The 22,069-nt window shown below is 38.1% G+C and carries 13 protein-coding genes and 3 pseudogenes; 10 read left to right on the top strand and 6 right to left on the bottom strand.

Annotation, left to right across the window (positions count from 1 at the left end; all coding sequences use genetic code 11):
- The first annotated feature begins 961 nt into the window (after positions 1-961).
- From QUF78_RS02550 to gnd, 4 genes are all read left to right on the top strand, one after another.
- A complete protein-coding gene (locus QUF78_RS02550; RefSeq protein WP_289323448.1) occupies positions 962-1,693 on the top strand; it encodes a GntR family transcriptional regulator in 732 nt (243 codons plus the stop codon).
- The gene (gntK, locus tag QUF78_RS02555) at positions 1,686-3,230 is read left to right on the top strand and encodes a gluconokinase (RefSeq protein WP_289323449.1); all 1,545 of its coding nucleotides are present in this window, start codon (positions 1,686-1,688) and stop codon (positions 3,228-3,230) included. The genes QUF78_RS02550 and gntK overlap by 8 nt, the downstream gene beginning before the upstream one ends.
- Before the next feature lie 18 nt (positions 3,231-3,248).
- The gene (locus QUF78_RS02560) at positions 3,249-4,595 is read left to right on the top strand and encodes a GntP family permease (protein ID WP_289323450.1); all 1,347 of its coding nucleotides are present in this window, start codon (positions 3,249-3,251) and stop codon (positions 4,593-4,595) included.
- Positions 4,596-4,673: 78 nt separating this feature from the next.
- Complete coding sequence (gnd, locus tag QUF78_RS02565; RefSeq protein WP_289323451.1) at positions 4,674-6,077, top strand: decarboxylating NADP(+)-dependent phosphogluconate dehydrogenase; 1,404 nt, start codon at positions 4,674-4,676, stop codon at positions 6,075-6,077.
- Between the two features lie 111 nt (positions 6,078-6,188).
- On the opposite strand, the pseudogene QUF78_RS02570 reads toward gnd, so the two are convergent.
- A pseudogene (locus QUF78_RS02570) lies at positions 6,189-7,533 on the bottom strand (IS3 family transposase).
- A 256-nt stretch (positions 7,534-7,789) separates the two neighbouring features.
- Positions 7,790-8,137: a hypothetical protein gene (locus tag QUF78_RS02575; RefSeq protein ID WP_289323452.1), complete on the bottom strand. Its 348-nt coding sequence runs from the start codon at positions 8,135-8,137 to the stop codon at positions 7,790-7,792.
- A 351-nt stretch (positions 8,138-8,488) separates the two neighbouring features.
- On the opposite strand from QUF78_RS02575, the gene QUF78_RS02580 reads away from it, so the two are divergent.
- From QUF78_RS02580 to QUF78_RS02590, 3 genes are all read left to right on the top strand, one after another.
- Positions 8,489-8,683, top strand: coding sequence for a hypothetical protein (locus QUF78_RS02580; protein ID WP_289323453.1), 195 nt, complete (start codon positions 8,489-8,491; stop codon positions 8,681-8,683).
- 1,317 nt (positions 8,684-10,000) lie between these two features.
- The gene (locus QUF78_RS02585; protein WP_289323454.1) at positions 10,001-10,693 is read left to right on the top strand and encodes a hypothetical protein; all 693 of its coding nucleotides are present in this window, start codon (positions 10,001-10,003) and stop codon (positions 10,691-10,693) included.
- 37 nt (positions 10,694-10,730) lie between these two features.
- Entirely contained in the window at positions 10,731-13,916 is a 3,186-nt protein-coding gene (locus QUF78_RS02590) for a biotin/lipoyl-containing protein (RefSeq protein WP_289323455.1), read from the top strand.
- Between the two features lie 398 nt (positions 13,917-14,314).
- Here QUF78_RS02590 and QUF78_RS02595 read toward each other — a convergent pair whose 3' ends face one another.
- The 3 genes from QUF78_RS02595 to QUF78_RS02605 are packed head-to-tail and all read right to left on the bottom strand — an operon-like array spanning position 14,315 to position 18,211.
- Positions 14,315-15,529, bottom strand: coding sequence for a Ger(x)C family spore germination protein (locus QUF78_RS02595; protein ID WP_289323456.1), 1,215 nt, complete (start codon positions 15,527-15,529; stop codon positions 14,315-14,317).
- Positions 15,513-16,616: a spore germination protein gene (locus QUF78_RS02600; protein ID WP_289323457.1), complete on the bottom strand. Its 1,104-nt coding sequence runs from the start codon at positions 16,614-16,616 to the stop codon at positions 15,513-15,515. The genes QUF78_RS02595 and QUF78_RS02600 overlap by 17 nt, the downstream gene beginning before the upstream one ends.
- 26 nt (positions 16,617-16,642) lie before the next feature.
- The gene (locus QUF78_RS02605; RefSeq protein ID WP_370013673.1) at positions 16,643-18,211 is read right to left on the bottom strand and encodes a spore germination protein; all 1,569 of its coding nucleotides are present in this window, start codon (positions 18,209-18,211) and stop codon (positions 16,643-16,645) included.
- Between the two features lie 983 nt (positions 18,212-19,194).
- Between QUF78_RS02605 and pbp4b the strand changes: the two genes are divergently transcribed.
- Positions 19,195-20,565 carry a penicillin binding protein PBP4B gene (gene pbp4b / locus QUF78_RS02610; RefSeq protein ID WP_289323459.1) on the top strand — a complete coding sequence of 457 codons (1,371 nt, stop codon included), beginning with the start codon at positions 19,195-19,197 and terminating at the stop codon, positions 20,563-20,565.
- Between the two features lie 249 nt (positions 20,566-20,814).
- On the opposite strand, the pseudogene QUF78_RS02615 reads toward pbp4b, so the two are convergent.
- Positions 20,815-21,162, bottom strand: a pseudogene (locus QUF78_RS02615) (ATP-binding cassette domain-containing protein); the annotation flags it as partial.
- A 28-nt stretch (positions 21,163-21,190) separates the two neighbouring features.
- On the opposite strand from QUF78_RS02615, the pseudogene QUF78_RS02620 reads away from it, so the two are divergent.
- Positions 21,191-21,324 (top strand): annotated as a pseudogene (locus QUF78_RS02620) (iron chelate uptake ABC transporter family permease subunit); the annotation flags it as partial.
- Positions 21,325-21,614: 290 nt separating this feature from the next.
- A complete protein-coding gene (gene hutP / locus QUF78_RS02625; RefSeq protein WP_289318801.1) occupies positions 21,615-22,064 on the top strand; it encodes a histidine utilization transcription antiterminator HutP in 450 nt (149 codons plus the stop codon).
- The last annotated feature ends 5 nt before the right edge of the window (positions 22,065-22,069 follow it).

The following is a 22,069-nucleotide window of genomic DNA, read 5'->3' on the forward strand; positions in this document are numbered from 1 at the left end:
TTAAATCTTATTTTCAAAACAGGCTCTTTCTTTTGTTCATTTATCAAGGTTATTAGCATTACTTTGATCAAGGTTCTTTTAAAAACAAGGACATGGATGTGAATTACACAACTATTAATAAAAGAGGTAGGGCTCATAAAGGAATTTTAATCAATAAATATATTATCAAAAAGTTGAAATTTTACTTCAGCACAAAATTGTTTTACAAGAAGGGTTACGTGAGGATACATAATTTGTATTCTATTGTAACCCTTAAAACTAGGTAAAGTTTCCTTTAAAAGGGGGAACATGGAAAAGTCAATTAGATTGTATGTGTACTTTTGAATGAAAGCGTATGTGTTTGAGAAGAACACACCTTTCAGGACTAAAGAAATATAAAGGGGTGAATGAGGGACACCCTACGATAGTACTGAAGGCAGCTAAATCGCTGCGAGTAGCGACCTGTGCTCGCTCGGACATTACAACAAGACCTACAAGCAAGTCAAAGAGAACAAGGCTAAGGCCGAAGACAAAGGGAGGTCTCAAGGCCAGGGATATATGTCTCGTGGCGAAGCCAAACCCAAGCAGGTTCATCAATGATATCTTTTTTTATAGGTGAATGAGGGCTATCTAAGTAAATTTAGGAAGGCAGGTTGATCCCCGCGAGTAGCAACCTATGCTAGCCGACCAGTAACGTGCAATCTCTAATAGGTACTAACCTCATCAACTGGCAAAGTCTGCCCAAAATGAGGTTGAATTCATTCGTAAGTTGTTCCGAGTAGCTGATTACTCCCAAAGTTATCACAATATTACCATTCTATGTTTCTATTTCATTGTTTTTGCACCAGAACCTTCTAAACTCCCAACAAACTTTGACTTATATTAACGAGAACCCAGTGAATTCAAAAAACTTGCATTATTATTTATTTTTATTATAATACTTGTATACAAGTGTACTTGAACTCTATAAGAAGGTGAATTTATGGCTGAATCAAAGGAATTTCTTTATCCTGTAAAATGGCTTTCAAAAGCTTCAGCTGGTGATCGTGTAACATCCGAGCTTAGAATGCGTATTATTTCGGGGATGATTGAAAGCGGTACCATCTTATCTGAAAATAAATTAGCTGCCGATTTTGGTGTTAGCCGCTCACCAGTTCGTGAAGCGTTAAAAATACTGGCATCTGAAAATATCATCCGATTAGAAAGAATGGGTGCGGTTGTCATTGGTTTAACAGAAAAAAAATATGCAGAAATATATGATGTACGGATACTCATCGAGACGTTTGTATTTGAACGTCTAGTAAGGGTGGACACGAATGAATTAGTAATGGAGCTTAGTAAAATCCTGGAAATGATGAAAATTTCCATAAAATACAGAGATGCTGATGAGTTTTCCTATCAGGATGTCCTATTCCACGAAACGATCATTCGGTCCATCAATCATTCCTATATCCTGATGATTTGGGATAATTTAAAACCTGTGATGGAAAGTTTGATTCTTCTATCCATGCGTTGTCGTTTTAAAGAAAAGTATGAAGACTTTACACGGATCATTAATAATCATCAACTTTATATTGATGCGATCAGAACAAAAGATCGAGAACTCATGATTAAGTCGTTACATGTAAACTTTGATGATGTTCAAGGGGAAGTTGAAGACTTATGGATGGCCCAACAGATGCTTTCAAAAGGAGTCGAACAAGAAAATGACTAGCTATATGTTAGGTGTAGACATCGGTACAACAAGTACAAAAGCTGTATTATTTACGAAAAAAGGCGATGTCATTCAGCAAGAGAATGTTGGTTATCCTCTTTACACACCGGATATGACAACAGCGGAACAAGACCCTGAGGAGATTTTCCAGGCCGTTCTGAAAGCCTTTTCAAATATAACGAAACAGCATCCAGATAAAAAGATATCATTTATTTCATTTAGCAGTGCGATGCATAGTGTTATAGCTATGGATGAAAATGACCAGCCGCTAACCCGTTGTATCACTTGGGCAGATAATCGCAGTGAAGCTTGGGCCCATAAAATTAAAGATGAATTAGATGGGCATGAAGTTTACAAACGAACCGGAACACCGATACACCCGATGTCTCCATTATCCAAAATCACCTGGATTGTGAATGATCACCCAGAGATCGCAACCAATGTTAAAAAGTATATTGGGATTAAAGAATATATCTTTAAAAAGTTCTTTGATCAATATGTTGTCGATTATTCCCTTGCTTCATCCATGGGCATGTTGAATCTCAAAAACTTGGATTGGGATGAGGAAGCCTTAAGAATTGCTGGAATAACGCGTGGTCAATTATCTGAACTCGTACCAACAACAAAGATCTTTAACAACTGTGACCCGGATTTAGCCAAACAGATTGGGATTGATCCACAAACCTCTTTTGTTATTGGGGCAAGTGATGGTGTCCTTTCAAATCTAGGTGTAAACGCTATCCGTAAAGGGGAAATTGCTGTCACGATTGGGACAAGCGGTGCGATTCGGACGATTATTGACGAGCCGAAAACAGACGAAAAGGGAAGAATCTTTTGCTATGCCTTAACGGAAAAGCATTGGGTGATTGGCGGGCCGGTAAACAATGGCGGGATGGTCCTTCGCTGGATTCGCGATGAATTTGCTTCTTCCGAGGTAGAAACAGCTAAAAGGCTCGGAATCGACGCTTATGAAGTCTTAACCAAGATTGCCGAACGTGTAAGACCAGGCGCTGACGGATTGTTATTCCATCCATATCTTGCAGGTGAACGTGCACCATTATGGAATCCGGACGTACGGGGTTCATTTTTCGGATTAACACTGTCACATAAGAAAGAACATATGATTCGAGCGGCTCTAGAAGGAGTCATTTACAATTTATATACAGTATTTTTAGCCTTAACAGAATGTATGGACGGTCCCGTGACCCGAATTCAAGCTACGGGAGGCTTCGCAAGGTCGGCTGTTTGGCGGCAAATGATGTCCGATATCTTCGAATCGGAAGTCGTGGTTCCGGAAAGCTACGAAAGTTCGTGCCTGGGTGCTTGTATATTGGGGTTATATGCCACTGGGGAAATTGAGTCCTTCGAAGTAGTTTCTGAAATGATAGGCAATACCCACAAGCACACACCGAAAGATGATTCTGTAAAAGAATATAGGCAACTACTGCCGATTTTTATTAACCTATCAAGGGTATTGGAAAATGAATATACACAGATTGCGAATTATCAAAGAAACTTAATAAATGCTGCAAAGTAAAGACATGGAGGAATTACAATGCCATTAGTTATTGTCGCTTTAGGAATTGTCGCTTTATTAATTTTAATAATGGGCTTAAAATTAAACACCTTTATTTCCTTGATCATTGTTTCGTTTGGAGTGGCTTTAGCACTTGGGATGCCACTTGATGGAATTGTCAAAACCATTGAGGCTGGATTAGGCGGAACACTTGGTCACTTAGCGTTAATCTTTGGACTTGGAGCGATGTTGGGTAAGTTAATCGCAGATTCAGGCGGCGCGCAGCGCATTGCCATGACCCTTGTTAAAAAATTTGGTGAAAAGAATATTCAATGGGCAGTCGTAGCAGCATCATTTATTATCGGTGTCGCATTATTTTTTGAAGTGGGATTAGTATTATTAATTCCAATCGTATTTGCCATTTCAAGAGAATTAAAAGTTTCGATATTGTATCTTGGTATTCCAATGGTAGCATCATTATCCGTAACACACGGTTTCTTACCGCCACACCCAGGACCAACCGTTATCGCTGGTGAATATGGTGCAGACCTTGGTCAGGTTTTACTTTACGGCTTCATTATTGCAGTTCCAACAGTTATTTTAGCTGGACCAGTATTTACGAAGATAGCTAAAAGATTAGTACCTGCATCATTTACGAAAACAGGCAGCATTGCCTCTTTAGGAGAACAAAAATCTTTTAAACTTGAAGACACACCTGGATTTGGGATTAGTGTATTTACCGCTTTACTTCCGGTTATATTAATGTCAATTGCTACGATTATCACTTTGATGCAAAAAACAATCGGATTTGAAGATAATGGTTTACTAGCGGCTATCCGTTTTATCGGCGAAGCCGGTACTTCCATGTTGCTTTCCTTATTATTTGCGGTCTATTCAATGGGATTAGCAAGAAAGATTCCAATGAAGGATATTATGGAATCTTGTACATCTGCAATCTTGCATATCGGAATGATGCTCTTAATCATAGGGGGGGGCGGTGCCTTCAAGCAAGTATTGATCGACGGCGGTGTAGGTGACTATGTAGCTGAATTATTCAAAGGAACATCATTATCACCAATCTTGCTTGCCTGGATCATCGCGGCAATCCTGCGTATTTCCTTAGGATCTGCTACCGTTGCTGCCTTAACGACAGCTGGTTTAGTTATTCCAATGTTAGGTCAGTCGGACGTTAACCTTGCTCTAGTTGTACTTGCTACAGGAGCGGGAAGTTTAATCGCTTCACACGTTAACGATGCTGGTTTCTGGATGTTTAAAGAGTATTTTGGTTTAAGCATGAAAGAAACATTTGCAACATGGACCTTGCTTGAGACGATTATTTCAGTAGCTGGATTAGGATTTATTCTATTACTAAGCTTATTTGTATAAGCTTTTCCCGGCAGTAAATCCCTCACTTATGGCAGGGATTTACTGCCTATTATTCTTACATAAAAGGAGCAGAAATAAATGTTCAATACAATTGGTGTCATTGGTTTAGGGGTAATGGGCAGTAATATCGCTTTAAATATGGCTAGTAAAGGTGAACGAGTAGCTGTCTATAACTACACAAGAGATTTAACGGATCAGCTTGTTGCTAACTTGGACAGTCAGTCGCTCCATCCGTATTACGAAATCCAAGACTTTGTTCAGTCACTGGAAACTCCAAGAAAGATTTTTCTAATGGTGACGGCGGGTAAGGCGATAGACTCGGTGATCAATTCATTACTTCCACATCTTGAATCAGGCGATATTATCATGGACGGGGGCAACTCCCATTACGAAGATACTGAACGCAGATATGATGAATTGAAATCTAAAGGAATCAGTTACTTAGGCATCGGTATTTCTGGTGGAGAAGTCGGAGCGTTAAAAGGACCTTCAATCATGCCAGGTGGAGATAAAGATGCCTATGAAAAAGTAGCTCCGATTCTGACAAAAATCGCAGCCAAAGTAAATGATGACCCTTGCTGTACCTATATCGGCCCAAAAGGAGCGGGTCATTTTGTGAAAATGGTCCATAACGGGATTGAGTATGCAGATATGCAATTAATCGCCGAAGCCTATACGTTTTTAAGAGAAAAGTTACATTTGGAAGTTAATGAAATAGCTGACATCTTTGAAACATGGAATCAAGGCGAACTGAAAAGTTATTTAATTGAAATCACAGCCGAAATTTTAAGGAAAAAAGATGAAGTAACGGGTTCACCCTTGATCGATGTGATTCTTGATAAAGCAGGACAAAAAGGCACAGGTAAATGGACCAGCATGCAAGCTATTGATAACGGAATCCCGGCATCGATTATTACAGAGTCTTTGTTTGCTCGTTACATTTCTGCTTTAAAAGAGGAAAGGGTCAATGCAGAAAATATTCTAACTGGCCCTGAGAACGATCAGCAAAAATTAGATAAAAATGAGTGGATTGACTATATTAGAAAAGCATTATATATGGGAAAAGTTTGTGCGTACGCGCAAGGTTTTACTCAATATAAGATGACTTCTGAACTTTACGGCTGGAATTTGCCTTTAAAGGATATTGCGCTGATTTTCCGTGGTGGTTGCATCATTCGTGCAGAATTTTTAAATGTCATTAGCGAAGCCTATCAAGAGCAGCCGAATCTGGCCAATTTATTAATCTCACCATATTTTGCTGAAAAGGTTACAGGTTACCAGGTAGGATTGCGAAAGGTTGTCTGTGAGGGAATAAATTCTGGTATCTCGTTTCCATGTTTAGGCGCTTCCCTCACTTATTACGATAGTTATCGAACAGGCATCTCTAATGCAAACCTTTTGCAAGCACAACGTGATTATTTTGGTGCACATACCTATGAACGACGTGATATAGCAGGATCCTTTCACACAAACTGGCAGTGATAAAAAGAAACAGTCATTTACAATAATCGTTCATGAATTTGAGACAGGTACCTTACTTCAAAAAGAGAGCTGCTTTTGAAGTGAACCCAAAAAGTTTGACACTTTATTTACTTAGGCAGCCTTGAGGGCATGAACCCGGTAATCTACCGGGCTCATGCCTTTTAATTTTACCTTGATTCGTTGATGATTGTAGTAATGGATATAATCTCCTAGTTCTTGTTTGAAATGCTCCATGCTTTCAAATTCTTGAAGATAGAGTAATTCGGATTTTAATAAGCCAAAGAAGTTTTCAATGACCGCATTATCGAGACAATTTCCTTTGCGGGACATGCTTTGTGTAATGTTATGTTTTTTCAAATCATGCGAGATTGTTTCATCTGATAATGCCAGCCCTGATCTGAATGGAGAATGGGTGAATCTTTCATTCCAAGCGATCAAAGGCTTTATCCAGCATTTTGGAAACGAGCGGATAAACAGGCCGAGATTCGATATTATAGGCGATGATTTCTCCATTAAACAGGTCAAGAATGGCTGATAAGTATAGTTTCTCCCCAGCTAGATGGAATTCCGTGACATCTGCCACCCATTTTTCAATGGACCTTGCCGCCTTGAAATCACGTGCTAGAATGTTGGGCGCAATCTTACCGATGTTCCCTTTGTACGAACGGTATTTCTTCATGCGAATCAATGACTTTAATCCTAGTTCATTCATCAATCGGAGAACTGTTTTATGATTGATGCGAGCACCTCGGTTACGTAATTCTAGGGTAATACGCCGATACCCATAACGCCCTTTATGCGTATGGAAAATCTCTTTGATAAGGGATTTAATTTCTGTGTATTTATCCTCACGCCCGAAGGCGTTTACCCAATAATAGTCGTACTCCGTGCCATTTTAGAAATGGATAGAAGCAGTTTTAAATCAAATTGTTTCCTTAGTTCATGGACTACTTTCGCTTTTTCTTTCTTTGTAAGGCTTCCTTTTCTTGAACTAAGGCATTCAACTTTTTTAGATAGGCATTCTCTGCACGTAAGTATTCTAATTCGGCAAGAAGTGCTTCTTGAGAGCCATTAGCTTGCGATTTTTTATTAGTTTCTTTTTTCATGGATAGACGCCCCTTTTTCATTGGTTTTAGGGCGTCTATACCTCCTTCCTTAAACTGATTTACCCAATTCAAAAGTGTAGAATCGGAAGGAAGGTTATAGTGTACAGCGGTCTCGTTGATCGATGCCCCATATTCGTTCATATATTTAAGTACCTCTAGTTTAAAGGGCAGAGTGTAATTTGTATAGGATGGAACAAGTCCTTCCATCCCATGTTTTAGATAGCGAGAGACCCATCTTTTCAGAGGGGATAAACCTACATTTCTTTCTTGAGCAATGGATTTATCGATTTTTTCCCTTCTAAGTACTCTAAAACTGCATTTGATTTTTCGTCTATCGTATATTTAGTCAAAAAAATACACCTCCAATTGTTAGATGTTGTCTAAGAATTGGGGTGCAGTTCATCTATCTAATTTTAAAACAAATTTGATTGGAGCGGGTGTACGAGACTCCTACGGAAAAAGCGTGTCCAGGGGAGACCCCGCAGGCGCAAGGGCGCCGAGGGCGGACCTCCCGCAGAAGGCGAGTTTCTTGAGAGTAGATCAACGTTCAAATTGTACAAGCTTTTAAAAACTGTAGACTCTAATTAAAGAGGCTGGAAATTTTAGTCATGGCATTTTAATTGGTGTATTTAATTGATAATAATCCCTATATGATCGATAAGATACCATTTTTTTATCCTGATAATCTCCATCCAATTGCAAAATTTTGGATTTGTTGGTTTCTAAATAATAATGATACTCTTCTGTTTCTAAACTATAGAAGGCATAGTATATTCCAAGCATTTGTTTCTTGGTGACTTTTGTATCAGGGTGATGTTGTATAAAATCAGCCAATTGTTGTACAGATGTTGATGGAATGTCTGCGATATTAAATAATGTTTCCTTAATATTAGTTTTTACTTTATTCCAAGTAGTTTTTGCTTTATGTTTGATTTTGTTGGAATGTCTTGTCACAAATATCACTCCTACTCTGATTATAATTAAAAGATTTAATTATAGTTAAAAGATTTATTATGTTATTTCCAATCAGCAAACGGAGTAAACAAAAATTTGACCTGGGAGAAAATCTACTAAAAGAAAAAAAACCTTGGTGAAAAAATTGACGGGCAACGAATAATGTTTTTGGGGGAGGTTTAATACTCAGGTTAAGTGGTATATAAATGGTATCGGTTTGTAGTAGTTGCCCCTGCTTCCTTTGATGGTAGAGGTTCTTTACGAAAGAGTATCGAATAATGTCGACAGGTAGCACATATTCTTCTTTTGATTATTACTAATTATTTTTGGATAAAAAAGGAGTGATATATCATGAGGCAAATGTGTATTTACTGTTTTAAATGGGCTGACATGGATACGATGACACCACTTTTTGAACAAGGTAGAGAGTTCGTCAATTATTATTGCGAAGATTGTGTTACTGCTGTTATGGATAATTTGTTTAAGCTCCCATACAAACATGGTCGTTCCTATACCGATGTATGCGAACAATCAAGAACCCACTAGCATCAAGCAATGCGTTTTAAAAGGTAAGCGATTGCTCATAAAATGTATAGCTAAAATCATATTTTTTTCAGAAATCCTTCATTTTTTTCAATTACCCAATAGTTAGTTGATCAATACTGCAACTTATAACGTATTGTCACCAGCCGATTCTCTTAAATAATTTAAAGCATTACTAGCAATAGCTCGGATAATATCTCCCACTTATTAGAAAGAGCTTGTTGTTGTCGTTATTGGCTATCGAAATGAATTAAATGAACAGCATAACTAGAGGCCATCTCAAACGAGAAGGGCTTTTTTTGTTCGCGTTTGTCCTCTTCTTAATCATATCGCATTTAAATTAATCTAGTCGAACTCTTACGGAATATTGATATATAGTCTTTTTTTATCTTATTACTTTCTTTTTTATTTAAAGATGAATGGGCGACATGGGCAGGAGGTTTAACCCTAGTTATTCTAACCCACTTAAAACAACATGATCATACCGAATGTTATTAAGTAGTGCATATGAGTTAGTATATCGAAGTGAGGAAAAATTAAATAGGATGTACATGATTTAATCCTGCTAATTAATGAATTTCGGATTAGATATAAACAAATATTTTTGTATACAACAGATGGGTGACTAAATAAAGTTATAGTAATTTGTCTTTAGCTTTAACAATATAGCTTTTTATTTTTTTGTATCAGATTTTTATCAAAATAAAAAAATTAAAGAAACCAAAGCATTTAAGGGGAAGATTAACCTGTTAAAGGAATTCTATGTTTGTTATACTCTTGACGCTGATGTTAAGTGGGAGAAAATAAAAAAAGGTTTGAGTATTAAAAAAGAGGATGTTTTACAAGAAGTCTTAAAAAGGATGGAACACTGTGAGTATTTTATTGTAAAAAGTGAAAGTAAGCATCATATTATCAATACATCTTTAATACGTTATATACGTATTTTTGATGGAAATAAGTGATCTCACTACTGCTTTCTTAGAATATAAGTTATGGTTGCATTCTCCTAACAGTCTAACTGGGAGGGGATTTTTCTATGGCAAAAAAGGGTAAGCCTCATATACAGAAGAATTAAAGCGGAAAGTTGCTAAAAGTGATGCGCAAATAGGAATTAAGTAAAGAAATTCCCAAATAATGAGCCATAGAAGGCCAGCGTTGTATTTGGAACCATAAGAAATTTACTAGTGTTAAAGAAGAAAATGTTTATCTGAAAGCACAGGTGGACTATATGCAGAGAAGGTAAATTTGGACACCCAAAAACAGCAAAACAAGCTTCTGTAGCTATTCAGGGTTGGTTAACACTTTGAAAGGAGTGTAAAGATGAATAAAGAATTAGATGATGGTTTTATTGGGGCATTAATGGTTTCCCTTCAAGACGAAAGGGTCATTGAAAAGATAAAAGAAATAGCAGAAGCGGGCTCTTTGAGTCAAATGGGGGAACCTAAGGAGCTACTGAGAGAAAAAGATAAAGAAATTGCAAAACTCCAACAAGAGATTGAGTCGAAAAAAGAGGAAATTATTGAGTACCAAAAAATGATCCACCATCTAAATGAGAAAATGGAATCCTATTTTAATGAATTGCAAAAGAGAAGAGCAGACTATCGGGAAGCAGAAGAACTTTACGACGCTATTCAACGATTATCCGAAACTACTAAAAGTTCCTTAAAAGGAATCTTCAAGGGCAGTTCGGTTCAGGAGTTTATTGTCTGTGGTGTGCAATATGAGAACATTTCATCTTTGTGGGATTTTATTAAAAACGAGATTATGGAAGGACGAGAGCAGGAAAGAGAGATTTTGCTCGCCCTTTTTCTGTATTTCTTTCAAGAGTACAGTAAAACATACGATACCCCTTTATATAAAATACAGCAAGTGAAAATGAATGAGGTCTTCAGAGAAGACTTGTACATAAGAGCCCTCAATAGCAAAATATCCGGGAACATTACGGACATCCTGCTGCCAGGATATATAAGCATTAATGGTAAAACCATTAAAAAATCCGTTGTGAGAATCTAGCAGCGAAAAAGAGAATGATAATAAAGGAGAAATAACAATGACATCGATTATTATCCCAGAGATTGAAGAAGGGATTGAAAAAATCCTTCTTATGCAATGGTATAAACAGCCAGGAGATTATATTACGGTGGGCGAAAGCTTAGCCAAATTCAGCTGTGAGGGCATCGAATTTGACCTCTTTTCAGAAAAAGAAGGTACCCTTAAAGAATTGCATGTAGCAGAGGACACTATAGTCAAGATTGGTGATCTGATATGTTATTTGGATTCTGGTGAAGCTCTTTCAGGAGAATTATTAAAGGAAGTTGAAAAGCAAGAAACGATAGAAGATAAAGAGCCCCTTGAGAACGTAACAAGTTTAGCTGAAAAAAATAATATAGACAGTTCTATTTATTTAATGAATAAGAACGAAGAGCAGGTTCTATTCTCACCTGATTCCCAAACCGTTCCAGTCTCTGCCATTTCAATGACTTATAAAGAAGTGAGATCTTTAATCAGCCATTTATATCAGAGTGCAGAAGAAACTTTTTTAAAGGAGGAAGCGAGCTTCTTTCAAGAAATTAAAAAGATGCTCCGTTCCAGATGGGTTTACATGAATAACGGAAATGTTATTTATGATCACAACATTGCAGCTTTATTTCCTTATAGAAAATACTATGAATTAGTGGACGAAGATTTTGACTACAAAAAGCATCTGGACGTTTCCGGTTATATAGGTGATGCCATGACACGGGAAGAAGCTGCCAAAAGTTTCAATACAACTGATCACCCTGTATATAAGAAAATAATAGCTTTAGATGATTACTCCACGAGTAAAAATCCTTCCATTTCAAGGATATTTGCCAATCAAACGGCTAACTCTTCTAAATCAATAGCGTTTAAATTCAACGGGTACGACATTCAAAGTTTCGATGTAGTAAATCAAAAAACTAATTTGCTAGGAAAAGGATTTTTCGTTCCTGTTTTCCGTTTAAATGGGGAAAATGCCTTTGAAATCAATGATCAAATGGCTCTCCATCTCTGGCTGGAAAACCGATTAGTACCAAGTGGATTAAGCGCAGAACGCCAGAAGGAGTATGATTATTTGCTGGCATTGTATCAATTAAAGGGTTCAGATCATGAAAGTTTTCTAAAAGAATTGCCATCAATCGCTATCGATTCCAAGACTTTTTATGAGAAGCTTTTAAACTCTGAAAAAGTAAGAGCCGATATTGATACATATGATGAAAAGATGTTAATGGATCCAAACAGAGGACATTGGGATTTATGGCCTGTCCACTCTGATGAAAAACTTTTAACGATAAAACTGAACGAAGAAATAATGGCCAGAAACCCTAAAATGGATATTAGGGAGGACGGCATAGTTGGCATTGATTTTGGAACGAAAAGTACAGTGGTCGTTCATCAAGAGGAAAGTGATTTTACTCTTCCCATGCGTATTGGGGTTGGCTACCTTAACACGGAAGTACAAGACTGGCATTATGAAAATCCAACCGTGATTGAATTTATTGATTTAGAACATTTTCTGGAGCTTTATCAAGAAAAAGAAGGAAGACCAGATACAAGGTGGCAGGATGTGACGGTTTCCCACAATGCTCTAAACAACTTGATGAATGGAAAGAGTGACCATTATTATTCCATATTGAATAATCTAAAGCAGTGGGCTGGAGAAAAGAAAAACGAACTCCGATTAAAAGATAAGAGGGGATATGCCGTTGTACTGCGTTCATTTCTGGATTTAACCGATCAGGAAATCAACCCAATAGAGTTATACGCCTACTACCTCGGTTTGTATATCAATAACCAGAACAATGGAATTTACCTGGACTACACCTTATCTTTCCCGGTGACGTATGAAAAAGAGGTAAGAGAAAAAATTCTAAAGTGTTTTGAGCGTGGGTTAAAAAAGACGCTTCCTATGCCGATACAGCAGGATGAAGAATTAATGAAAAAGTTTCGTGTCACAGCTGGTGCGAGTGAACCTGCTGCCTATGCCGTTTGTGCCTTACAGGAATACGGGTTTGAACCGGAAGAGGATGAAAAAACGTACTACGGTGTGTTTGATTTTGGTGGAGGAACGACAGATTTTGATTTTGGTATTTGGCGTGAAGCGGGCTTGAGAGAAAGCAGATATGATTATGTCATTGAGCATTTTGCAGCTGGCGGGGACCGTTATTTAGGTGGAGAGAACCTGCTAGAGCTTTTGGCGTTCCAAGTGTTTAAAAACAATCAAAGAACAATGCGTGAGTTAAATATTCCTTTTACTCTCCCAGCAGAATGTGTGAAATTTCCTGGAAGTGAAATGCTGATTAATGAGTCACAAGAATCCTATTTAAATACGAAACAATTGGTAGAAAAATTAAGGCCGCTTTGGGAAAGACATGAACGGTATGAAGAACAGTTTGGAAAAGGCATGATCCGAGCAGACTTGTTTGACAAAGCCGGCCACGCAAAACTCAATGTGGAACTTTTGATCGATCAAGATGAAATGGAACAACTGATTGAGGAAAGAATTGAAAAAGGCATTAAAAATTTCTTTGAGTCATTAAGGCGCGCCTTTACCGGGTCAGAACCGAGCAAAATTAGTAAAGTAAATATACTGCTTGCGGGTAATTCAAGTAAATCCCCGATCGTTATGAATCTATTTAATAAATGGATTGAAAGGGAAGTACAGAATACTCAAAACTGGGGAGAAATGTCTGATAATCTTTTTGAGATTTTCCCACCACTGGGGACAGAAGGTGCTTATTTAAAGCAAGAAGAGAGAAATAGAGTGGTTAACCGAGATATTTTAACAGCCCCTACAGGAAAAACAGGCGTTGCCTTTGGACTTGTACAAAGCAGAAAGGGCGGAAGTATAAAAGTTATTGACCGCGATTTGGTGAATGGTGAATCAAAGTTCAAGTATTTTCTTGGCATCGGGAGAAAAGGGAAATTAAAAACAGTGATTGATCAAGAAGAAGACTATAACATATGGCATCTTTTCATTGATGCGTCAGAAGAAGATTTCGAAATTTATTACACAAGCCTGCCTGAAGCTAGTACCAACCAGCTTGATATTAAGCAGGCACAAAGGAAAAAACTTCGAATTGAGCATGTAGATGATTCAGCTTTTGTTTATATTCGAACATTAAGCCCGACTGTCATTGAATATGTTGTTGCAGACGAAGACTCGATATTAAATGGGGTCTATTTAAGTGAAACTACTAAAGTGGAATTAAGCTAATCTTTCGGTTGTGGAATTTAGAAATATATATTAAAAGAAAATTTTTTTTGTGAACACACAACAGATTATTCAATTGTATGGGCATTTGTGGGTTTGATTGATTCAATTGAATATATCAAGATGATGCTATGTTTTATTTGAGTGGTATATAAATAGAAGATGTCTTCACCTGGTGCATCGGTTAAGGTTTTATGAAAAAAGCCTTGAGTGGAAAATAACTCACTTTTAAGTTATAGGCCTCCCACAGTTTACTGTGGGAGGCCTTTTCATGCTATCGTTATTGTATTTTCATGGTCACCGTTTAATAGCTTCCCGTGGTACTTTAAAATGTTTAAGAAAAAGTTTCATTCCCAACATTTAATGCTAGAAGCTCATTTGTGTTTTTTTATCCTGAATGTTCACTCCTTTGATCCTCCTGATGTTCCATAATCGTTAATGGTTAAGTTTACATCATAGTTTATAGTAGTTTCACTAAATCTTTGATCCCAATCTTTTTTGACCTTCTTCCATACTTTGGGGTTCTCGATTCTCAATCGATTTCCGAAGCCAGCAACGTCCACTTGGTATTCTTTTTGCATTTTTTCTAATACATTCCCCACCAAGCGTTTCACTTCTTTTTCAGATGATTTTTCTGCTTTTTTTAGAAATTCATTTTTAAAAGAATCTCCTGAAACTACCCAGTTTTCAGACAGTCTTCCCACTGATTCAATGTTTACATCAAAAGAGATGTTGTCTCCTTTAACTCTAGGTACGATACTGCTTTTCATGGACTCTATCTCATACACAATCAGCTGACCGGTTTCTTTATCAAAGCTTTTCACTACACCGCCTTTTCCCTTACCTGTTATCCATGTTACGCCCTCCAGTTCTTCCTCATTCAAAGTACCAGTCATTTTGTGTGTCTTTCCATCGATCACGGCAGCTCCGGCAAATTTGACTTGCCCGTTCACTGATAGTACTTTTTGCATCAGAAAACTAGATCCTGATTTGATCTTGCTTTCTACTTTAATATGCGACATAGGAGGCAAAATCCTTGTTGTTCGATATGCATTTTCTACAATGCCAGCCAGACGGAACGCTGGAATTTCTCCTGCTTTCTTTGTTTCCAGTGTCTTGCTTGCTCTTCCTTTACTGATGAGCACAAGACAGCTTGGTCTAAGCTCGCTTTCTCGAAAATTTTGATCAAGTAATTGTTCCAACCTAAACGATCTTGCAAGACCTTCACCGATAACAACCACTTTCATATGGTGAGCGGTTACGGGTTGTTCACTTCTCAATGATAATTCACGAACCATTTGATGGAGGGAATCTCCCGTTTCAGAAACATTAACATAAGATTTTTGTTGTGGTCCGGATTGTTTCGTTGTTGAACTTGCTACTAGTGGAGTGATAAATTGATAGGTTGCAGTAATCAGGTCCTTTTTTGAATAACCCTCCCCTTGTTCGTTTAACTTTTTCTCGATGGAGGACTGCTTGCCTTTATCGAATGCCAAACCTATACCTAAACTTTGCTCTTCAATTTCATGACTGCTCCAGCATCCTGTAAGGGTTAAGAACAAAAGAACGGAGAGGGAAATGAAGAGGGGACGTATATTGTTATGTGATTGTTTCATATTTTCCTCCCTTTATTCTTGAGATGATAAGCAGGAGAAGCGGGAGTAAACCAAATAAAAACAATGCGATATTGCCGACGAAATCTCCTTGTTTAAATAGGTCATTGATATTTTTCGGAATCATAGCAATGATGTAGAGAATTGGAAGCAAGCCATACATAAATGGGTGAATGCTCTTTTTTGAAAGTTGAGCCAGTCCTAGAGCAGCTGCATAGAATGTTATGGTAAATGTCGCAAATATTTGCATGATCCATACCACGAGCAATAAAGATTCAAACCGTTCAAAGATCAAACCGGAGATTTCAAAACTTCGTATAAGATCAAGAGTTGGCCATGTTCTCATGACCACTCCATCAATAGATAATGCTCCGACAACCATGACGACCGTTATCACGTAAAAAATTAATGGAATGGAAACTCCAACAAGCATGGCTTTTACTGCTTTTTTTGGCTGATTCATAAACGGAAGAAGCAGTAACATGATTTCAGGACCTGAAAAAGCGAGAGCCGTTGTTTTTACTCCTTTTAGTACAGGGATGATTCCTTCTCCTAATACCGGACGCAGATTATCGATCTCAAATATTTTGATGCTCATAAAGGCAACTACCAAAAAAAGGATAACTGTCAAAGGTAATATAATTTCAAAAAGACGGGCGATCGAGTTAATGCCGCCCAGGATCAGATAAAGACCCACCCACATGAAAATCATGGTAATTGCCCATGTAGGGGTACCCTCCAGAAGTAAATACTTTATAACTTCAGCCATTGCACGGAGCTGAAATCCGGAAGTTGTGAGAAAATAACATATTATAACTAAACTGAGTAAACTCCCCACCCATTTTCCTACAATTTCATTTATGTATTGATAAAAGGTCTTATCGGGAAACTGTTGGCTTAATTTGACCATGATCACCCCTGCGATTATGGCGATGAACCCGCCTATAATAACGCTTATCCATACATCTGGTGTATGTACCTTTTCCGTAGATGATCGGGGTAGGGTGAGTAATCCTGTACCAAGTATAAAGCTGCTGATAATCACAGCTGTTTGAGGAGTCGTGATTTGATCTTTCGGATTGAGAATCATTCTTTAACCACCCTTTCACCGATGAGTTATCCTTTACGTATGGGGTTTTTTGTATGCATCATCTTTGGACGGCGTTTCATCATCATAAGTGGCATGCGAACCATCAGGTCTTTCCATTCACTTAAGCGATAAGGAACGGCTGGACTCATATAAGGTACACCAAAGCTTTTTAATTTAACTAAATGGCTGGTCATTAAAAGAAAAAAGAGAATGACCCCGTATAATCCAAATGTAGCAGCACATAGCATTGCGGGAAAACGAAGAATCCGTAATGTAATCCCAATACTATAGTGCGGAATTGAAAATGATGAAATAGCAGTTAACGCTACTACAATGACCAAAACAGGGCTAACGATCCCTGCCTGTACAGCAGCTTCCCCAATGATTAAACCGCCGACAATTCCCATTGCCGGACCGATTGGCTTAGGTAAGCGCAGTCCTGCTTCCCTCAAAATTTCGATGGCTATTTCCATGAATAATGCTTCGATTAGTGCCGGAAACGGAACCCCGGACCTGGTTCCGATAATGGATATGGCCAGTTTGGTCGGAATCATCCCTGAATGAAATGAGATAAAAGCTATATACAAAGACGGTGTAAAAAGAGCCAGAATAGCTGCTAGGTAACGAAGCATACGGATGAATGTGCCAGGAATCCATCTTTCATAATAATCTTCCGGTGACTGCAACATCATGCTTAAGGTAACCGGAACGATCAAAGCGAATGGCGTCCCATCCAATAAGATGGCCACTCGACCTTCCATCAAAGCAGCGATCACTCGATCAGGACGCTCTGTATTCTGTACCTGCGGAAAAGGACTAAGGTAATTATCCTCAATAAGTTGCTCTACATAACCTGATTCCGGCACACTATCAATATCAATTTTCTTAATTCGGTTTTCTACCTCTTGAACTAATTCGGGATCAACAATATCTTTTATGTAAGCGACAACTAAGTCCTTTTTTGAACGCTTTCCTACTTGGAATTTTACTAACGATAAATTCTCAATTTCACCACTACCCCTTAAAAAAGATGTATTATCACTCAATGATTCAGTGAAACCGACCCGTGGACCTCTGACTAATGCCTCTGATACCGGCTCTTCAATCGTCCTTGTTTTAAGTTTTGTCGTTCCGAGGATTAGGGCATCCACTGATCCCTCAATTAAAAGAGCGGTAGAACCTGTTAATACTTTTGAAGCTAAATCTTTAATGGAACCAACCTCTTCTATTCCACTAATAGATAACACTTCATTTTTTATGAATTCTTTTGAAATGCTTCCTTTGGTGTAAGGAAGGTTCTGTTTATATTCTGCTGAAAAATCAACCATCAATGATGGCATAATATGTTTATCAATGAGGTCTTTATCCGATAGTCCATCCACAAAAATGATAATTGACCGAATATCGGTTCGCCCTATATTAAATTCTCGAAAATGCACATCCCAATTATGGCCAATTTCTTGCCTAACCATTTCTAGATTTAAATTAAAATTATCAGTAAACTGACCAGTTGAATCTTGGGAGGTATTTGCTTCTTGATTGTCTTTATCGGTAACTTTCCCTTTTTTACTAATCTTTGATATCCACTCTTTCATTTTCATCACTCATCCTTTGAGTTACGAAGCCTATAAAATAATTTGGCAATCAAAAACGGAATAAAAAACACTATAAAAGCTTGTATAAAAACCTGCCATTCTGGAAGGTAGGAAACAATCGTTTTCCACATTTTCATCACCCTATACTTGCCTAATATCAGCAGCTAAAATCTGTGAAATCTTCTGCAAAATTCCTTTATTTCTCAAATAGTATTATTATCTTCTACGTTTCTTATGCAATGAAGTTAAAAGCAATTGTCCATCACTATATATGTGTATTAGCTATACAGCACAATAAATGTCATCCAACAATCTCTTACATAACAGTGCAAATGATCCCAAGCTAATGTTCATGGGGAAAGAGCGGTCATAAAAGTCTTCGATAGTGAAAATACGTAAGTAGAATAATACTAAGAGAAGCAAAAGGAACAGAAATACTTTGATTTAGTTGAGGAGAGAACGAGGGAAAATCAATATCATCTGGAACTTAATTAACGATGAATGAAGGCGGAATCCCCATATATTAAAGTGAGAATCGAATGATTTTATTTTTCAATAATTGACTTTTCCTCATACAATGAAATTGAGAGGGTTTATGCTAATAATTGAAATATAATTTTGAAAATATAGATATCAAATTGAAATTATGTTTGAAGTGATATATACTGAAAATTGAGAATAATTAGTAATCATTATCCATTTTTGGAAAAATATTTGCTTTTATCAACGGTTGACTTGGTGAAAAAAGAATTGATAAATTAGCTCTTCAAAAGTTATCCCAATCGCTACTACTTTTCTCCCCGGAACGGATACACGGTTCTCGCTTTATAGGATTGTGAAGCCTGGTGTATATAAGAGTGAAAGGGAAGAATTTCGTCCGAATGAATGAGAATATGAGAGTATTCTATTGATTTGACAATTGGTTAAAAGGTAAAGTTGTTCGTTTCTTGTTTTCTAAAGTACGATTTCATAGGGGGAAAATGATGAATATATGGACAAGCTGCACACTAAGTTCAATTCTGACTCTCTCATTACTTGTTTCTCCTGTATCTTACGCTAAAGCAAATGCAAATCAGGAAGTTACTGAGAGTAAGGAGGCTAGCCAGTACCCCGTGTTAACGAAGGCTAAAAAACCGGAAGAAGCGGGCTTTTCATCTGAAAAACTGGAAAAGGTGGATCAGCTTATTGAAATGGAAGTGGCTGCCGGTTTTCCTGGTGCTGCCCTGATTGTCATAAAGGATGGAAAGATCGTTAAAAGTGAAAGCTACGGGTACAAACAGAAATTTAATGAACATATACCTCTTAAGAAGTTTCGTAAAATGGAAAAAGACACTTTATTTGACCTTGCTTCAAATACGAAGATGTATGCAACTAATTTTGCCATTCAAAAATTAGTCAGTGAAGGCAAGCTTGATATCCATGCAAGAGTTCAGCAATATATTCCTGAATTCAAAGACACGGAGTCGGATTTGATCAAAGGGAAGGATAACCTGAGGATAATCGATGTTCTTCATCATACAGCAGGGTTTAAACCAGATCCGCAATACCATAATCCAAAGGTTTCGAAAGACCTTTATTCACAGGATCGGGATAAGACCATTGAGTTCATATCCAAAACACCGCTGACATATGTACCTGGAACACAGAATGTATACAGTGATGTCGACTATATGCTGCTCGGTGCCATTGTTGAAAAAATCACGGGTCAGCAGCTTGACGCCTATGTTGAAAATAAATTGTACAAGCCGCTTAATTTGAAAGATACAAAGTTCAATCCTCTGCAAAAGGGCTTTAAGCCAAAGGATATTGCGGCAACTGAACTGCTTGGGAACACTCGGGATGGCGTGATAGATTTCCCTAATATTCGCAAATACACGCTTCAAGGGGAAGTTCATGATGAAAAAGCCTTTTATTCGATGGGAGGCGTATCAGGTCATGCAGGTCTTTTCTCGACTACCAGCGATCTAGCTGTCCTTCTGCAGGTAATGCTGAATGGCGGGGGATACGGTAAACATATGTTGTTTGATAAAGACACAATCGATGAATTCGTCGCACCCTCCGAGATGAACCCTACCTATGGACTCGGATGGAGACGATATGGTGATGCCAGCATGAAGTGGATGTTCAGTCCTTATGCGAGCGACAGTGCATACGGACATACTGGATGGACTGGGACGGTCACGATCATTGATCCTGAAATAGACTTAGGGATTGTTTTACTTACAAATAAAAAGCATTCCCCGCTAGTTAACCCAGTAGCCAATTCGAATCAGTTTTTTGGCGATCTCTTCAAAACAGGGAGCTATGGAAGTGTTGTAACTGCGATATATGAAGCATTGGAAACGAATGAATAAGAGGAAAAGAATAAATTGATTAACAGCGGATGAAGCCGAAGTGCTAAATCAAAAAAGTTTGTAAAGTTCTGCTGAGGGAGAATGGTTAATTACTGATAGGGCGATAACCTTATGAATTCCGTTAGTGATTTATTTATATCTCTATAAAGCTGAAGGCCTCCCATCGTTTATTTTGGGAGGCCGTTTTTCTTGTTATCGGTTTTGGCAGGGTGCCTTGACCGTTGTAGGATTTCTTTTATACAAAGTGAATTATACTGTTTGGGCAAGAATCAGATTTTTATATGCTCCGTCTTGATGGAGTAAATTATCATGGGCACCTTGTTCGATGATTTCCCCATTTTGGACAACGATGATGCGATCGGCATGTTTAATTGTCGCTAATCTATGTGCAATGACAAGTGTAGTCCGATTAATCGAAAGTCGTTCCAATGCTTTTTGAACGGCCTGTTCGGTCTCGGTGTCCAGAGCGGAGGTCGCTTCATCCAGTATTAATATAGGAGGATTCTTCAGGAATATACGAGCAATCGAGACACGCTGTTTTTGCCCTCCTGATAATTTCACTCCGCGTTCTCCAATCAACGTATCCAAGCCTTCGGGCAGCTGTTCGCTACCACTGACTGCAATCTTAGGTTCATTATGCTGTTATCCGCCGATACATTAGGACGAGTTATCATGGCCCCAATGGAATTGCCAGTGGGAATTATCGTTTCGATTTTAGGAGCGCCGTATTTTATCTACTTACTCGTGAAAAACATTTAATATATGTGAAGAAGTTCAGGAGAGGTAAAGAAAAGTTTAGAAAAAGCACATTTTCCAGCTTGACGGAGGATGGGCTTTTTTTGCAATCAGGGGAATATGCCTTTTTGAGAATCTTTGATGATTTTCAAAGGATATTCATGACCATGTACGATGGATAGGCTGGAAGTGGGGGTGATAAGTCATCCTCTAAAAGAAGTATTTTAAAAAATATGTTGACCGAATGGCTTGTATCCGCTTACAATGATACTTAGTTATTAGTGTATTTAGAAAATTGTAAAAGAGGTACTTGCATGACAAAGGAATTCGACAGAAGAATCGGACGCCATGCAATCATGTACGCGTTTGCGGAAGAAGAGGAAGAAGTCATATTAACGACTGATCTAAAGCGGATGAATTGGCTTTATGGAAAAGGTAAAGTCGGTTCAATGGAGCTGCAGAAAATAGTTGCGGCCATTGAGACATCAGCGAAAAGGCTGGGATTGGTCAATCCCGACATTTATCGTGAAATGCATGCGCTGTATCATGCAATCATCGAAGCACTCCAAGGAGTGACACGCGGCCAAGTCGAGCTTGGCGGTCTTTTGAGGACGGCAGGCCTTCGGTTTGCAATCGTTCGGGGCAGGCCGTTTAAAAACGGGGACGAAGGTGAATGGATTGCTGTCGCCGTGTATGGAACGATTGGAGCACCGGTTCGGGGATTTGAACATGAAGCGGTTGGATTGGGAATTAACCACATTTAAATAAT

Source organism: Peribacillus sp. ACCC06369, from assembly GCF_030348945.1.
Taxonomy (GTDB): domain Bacteria; phylum Bacillota; class Bacilli; order Bacillales; family DSM-1321; genus Peribacillus.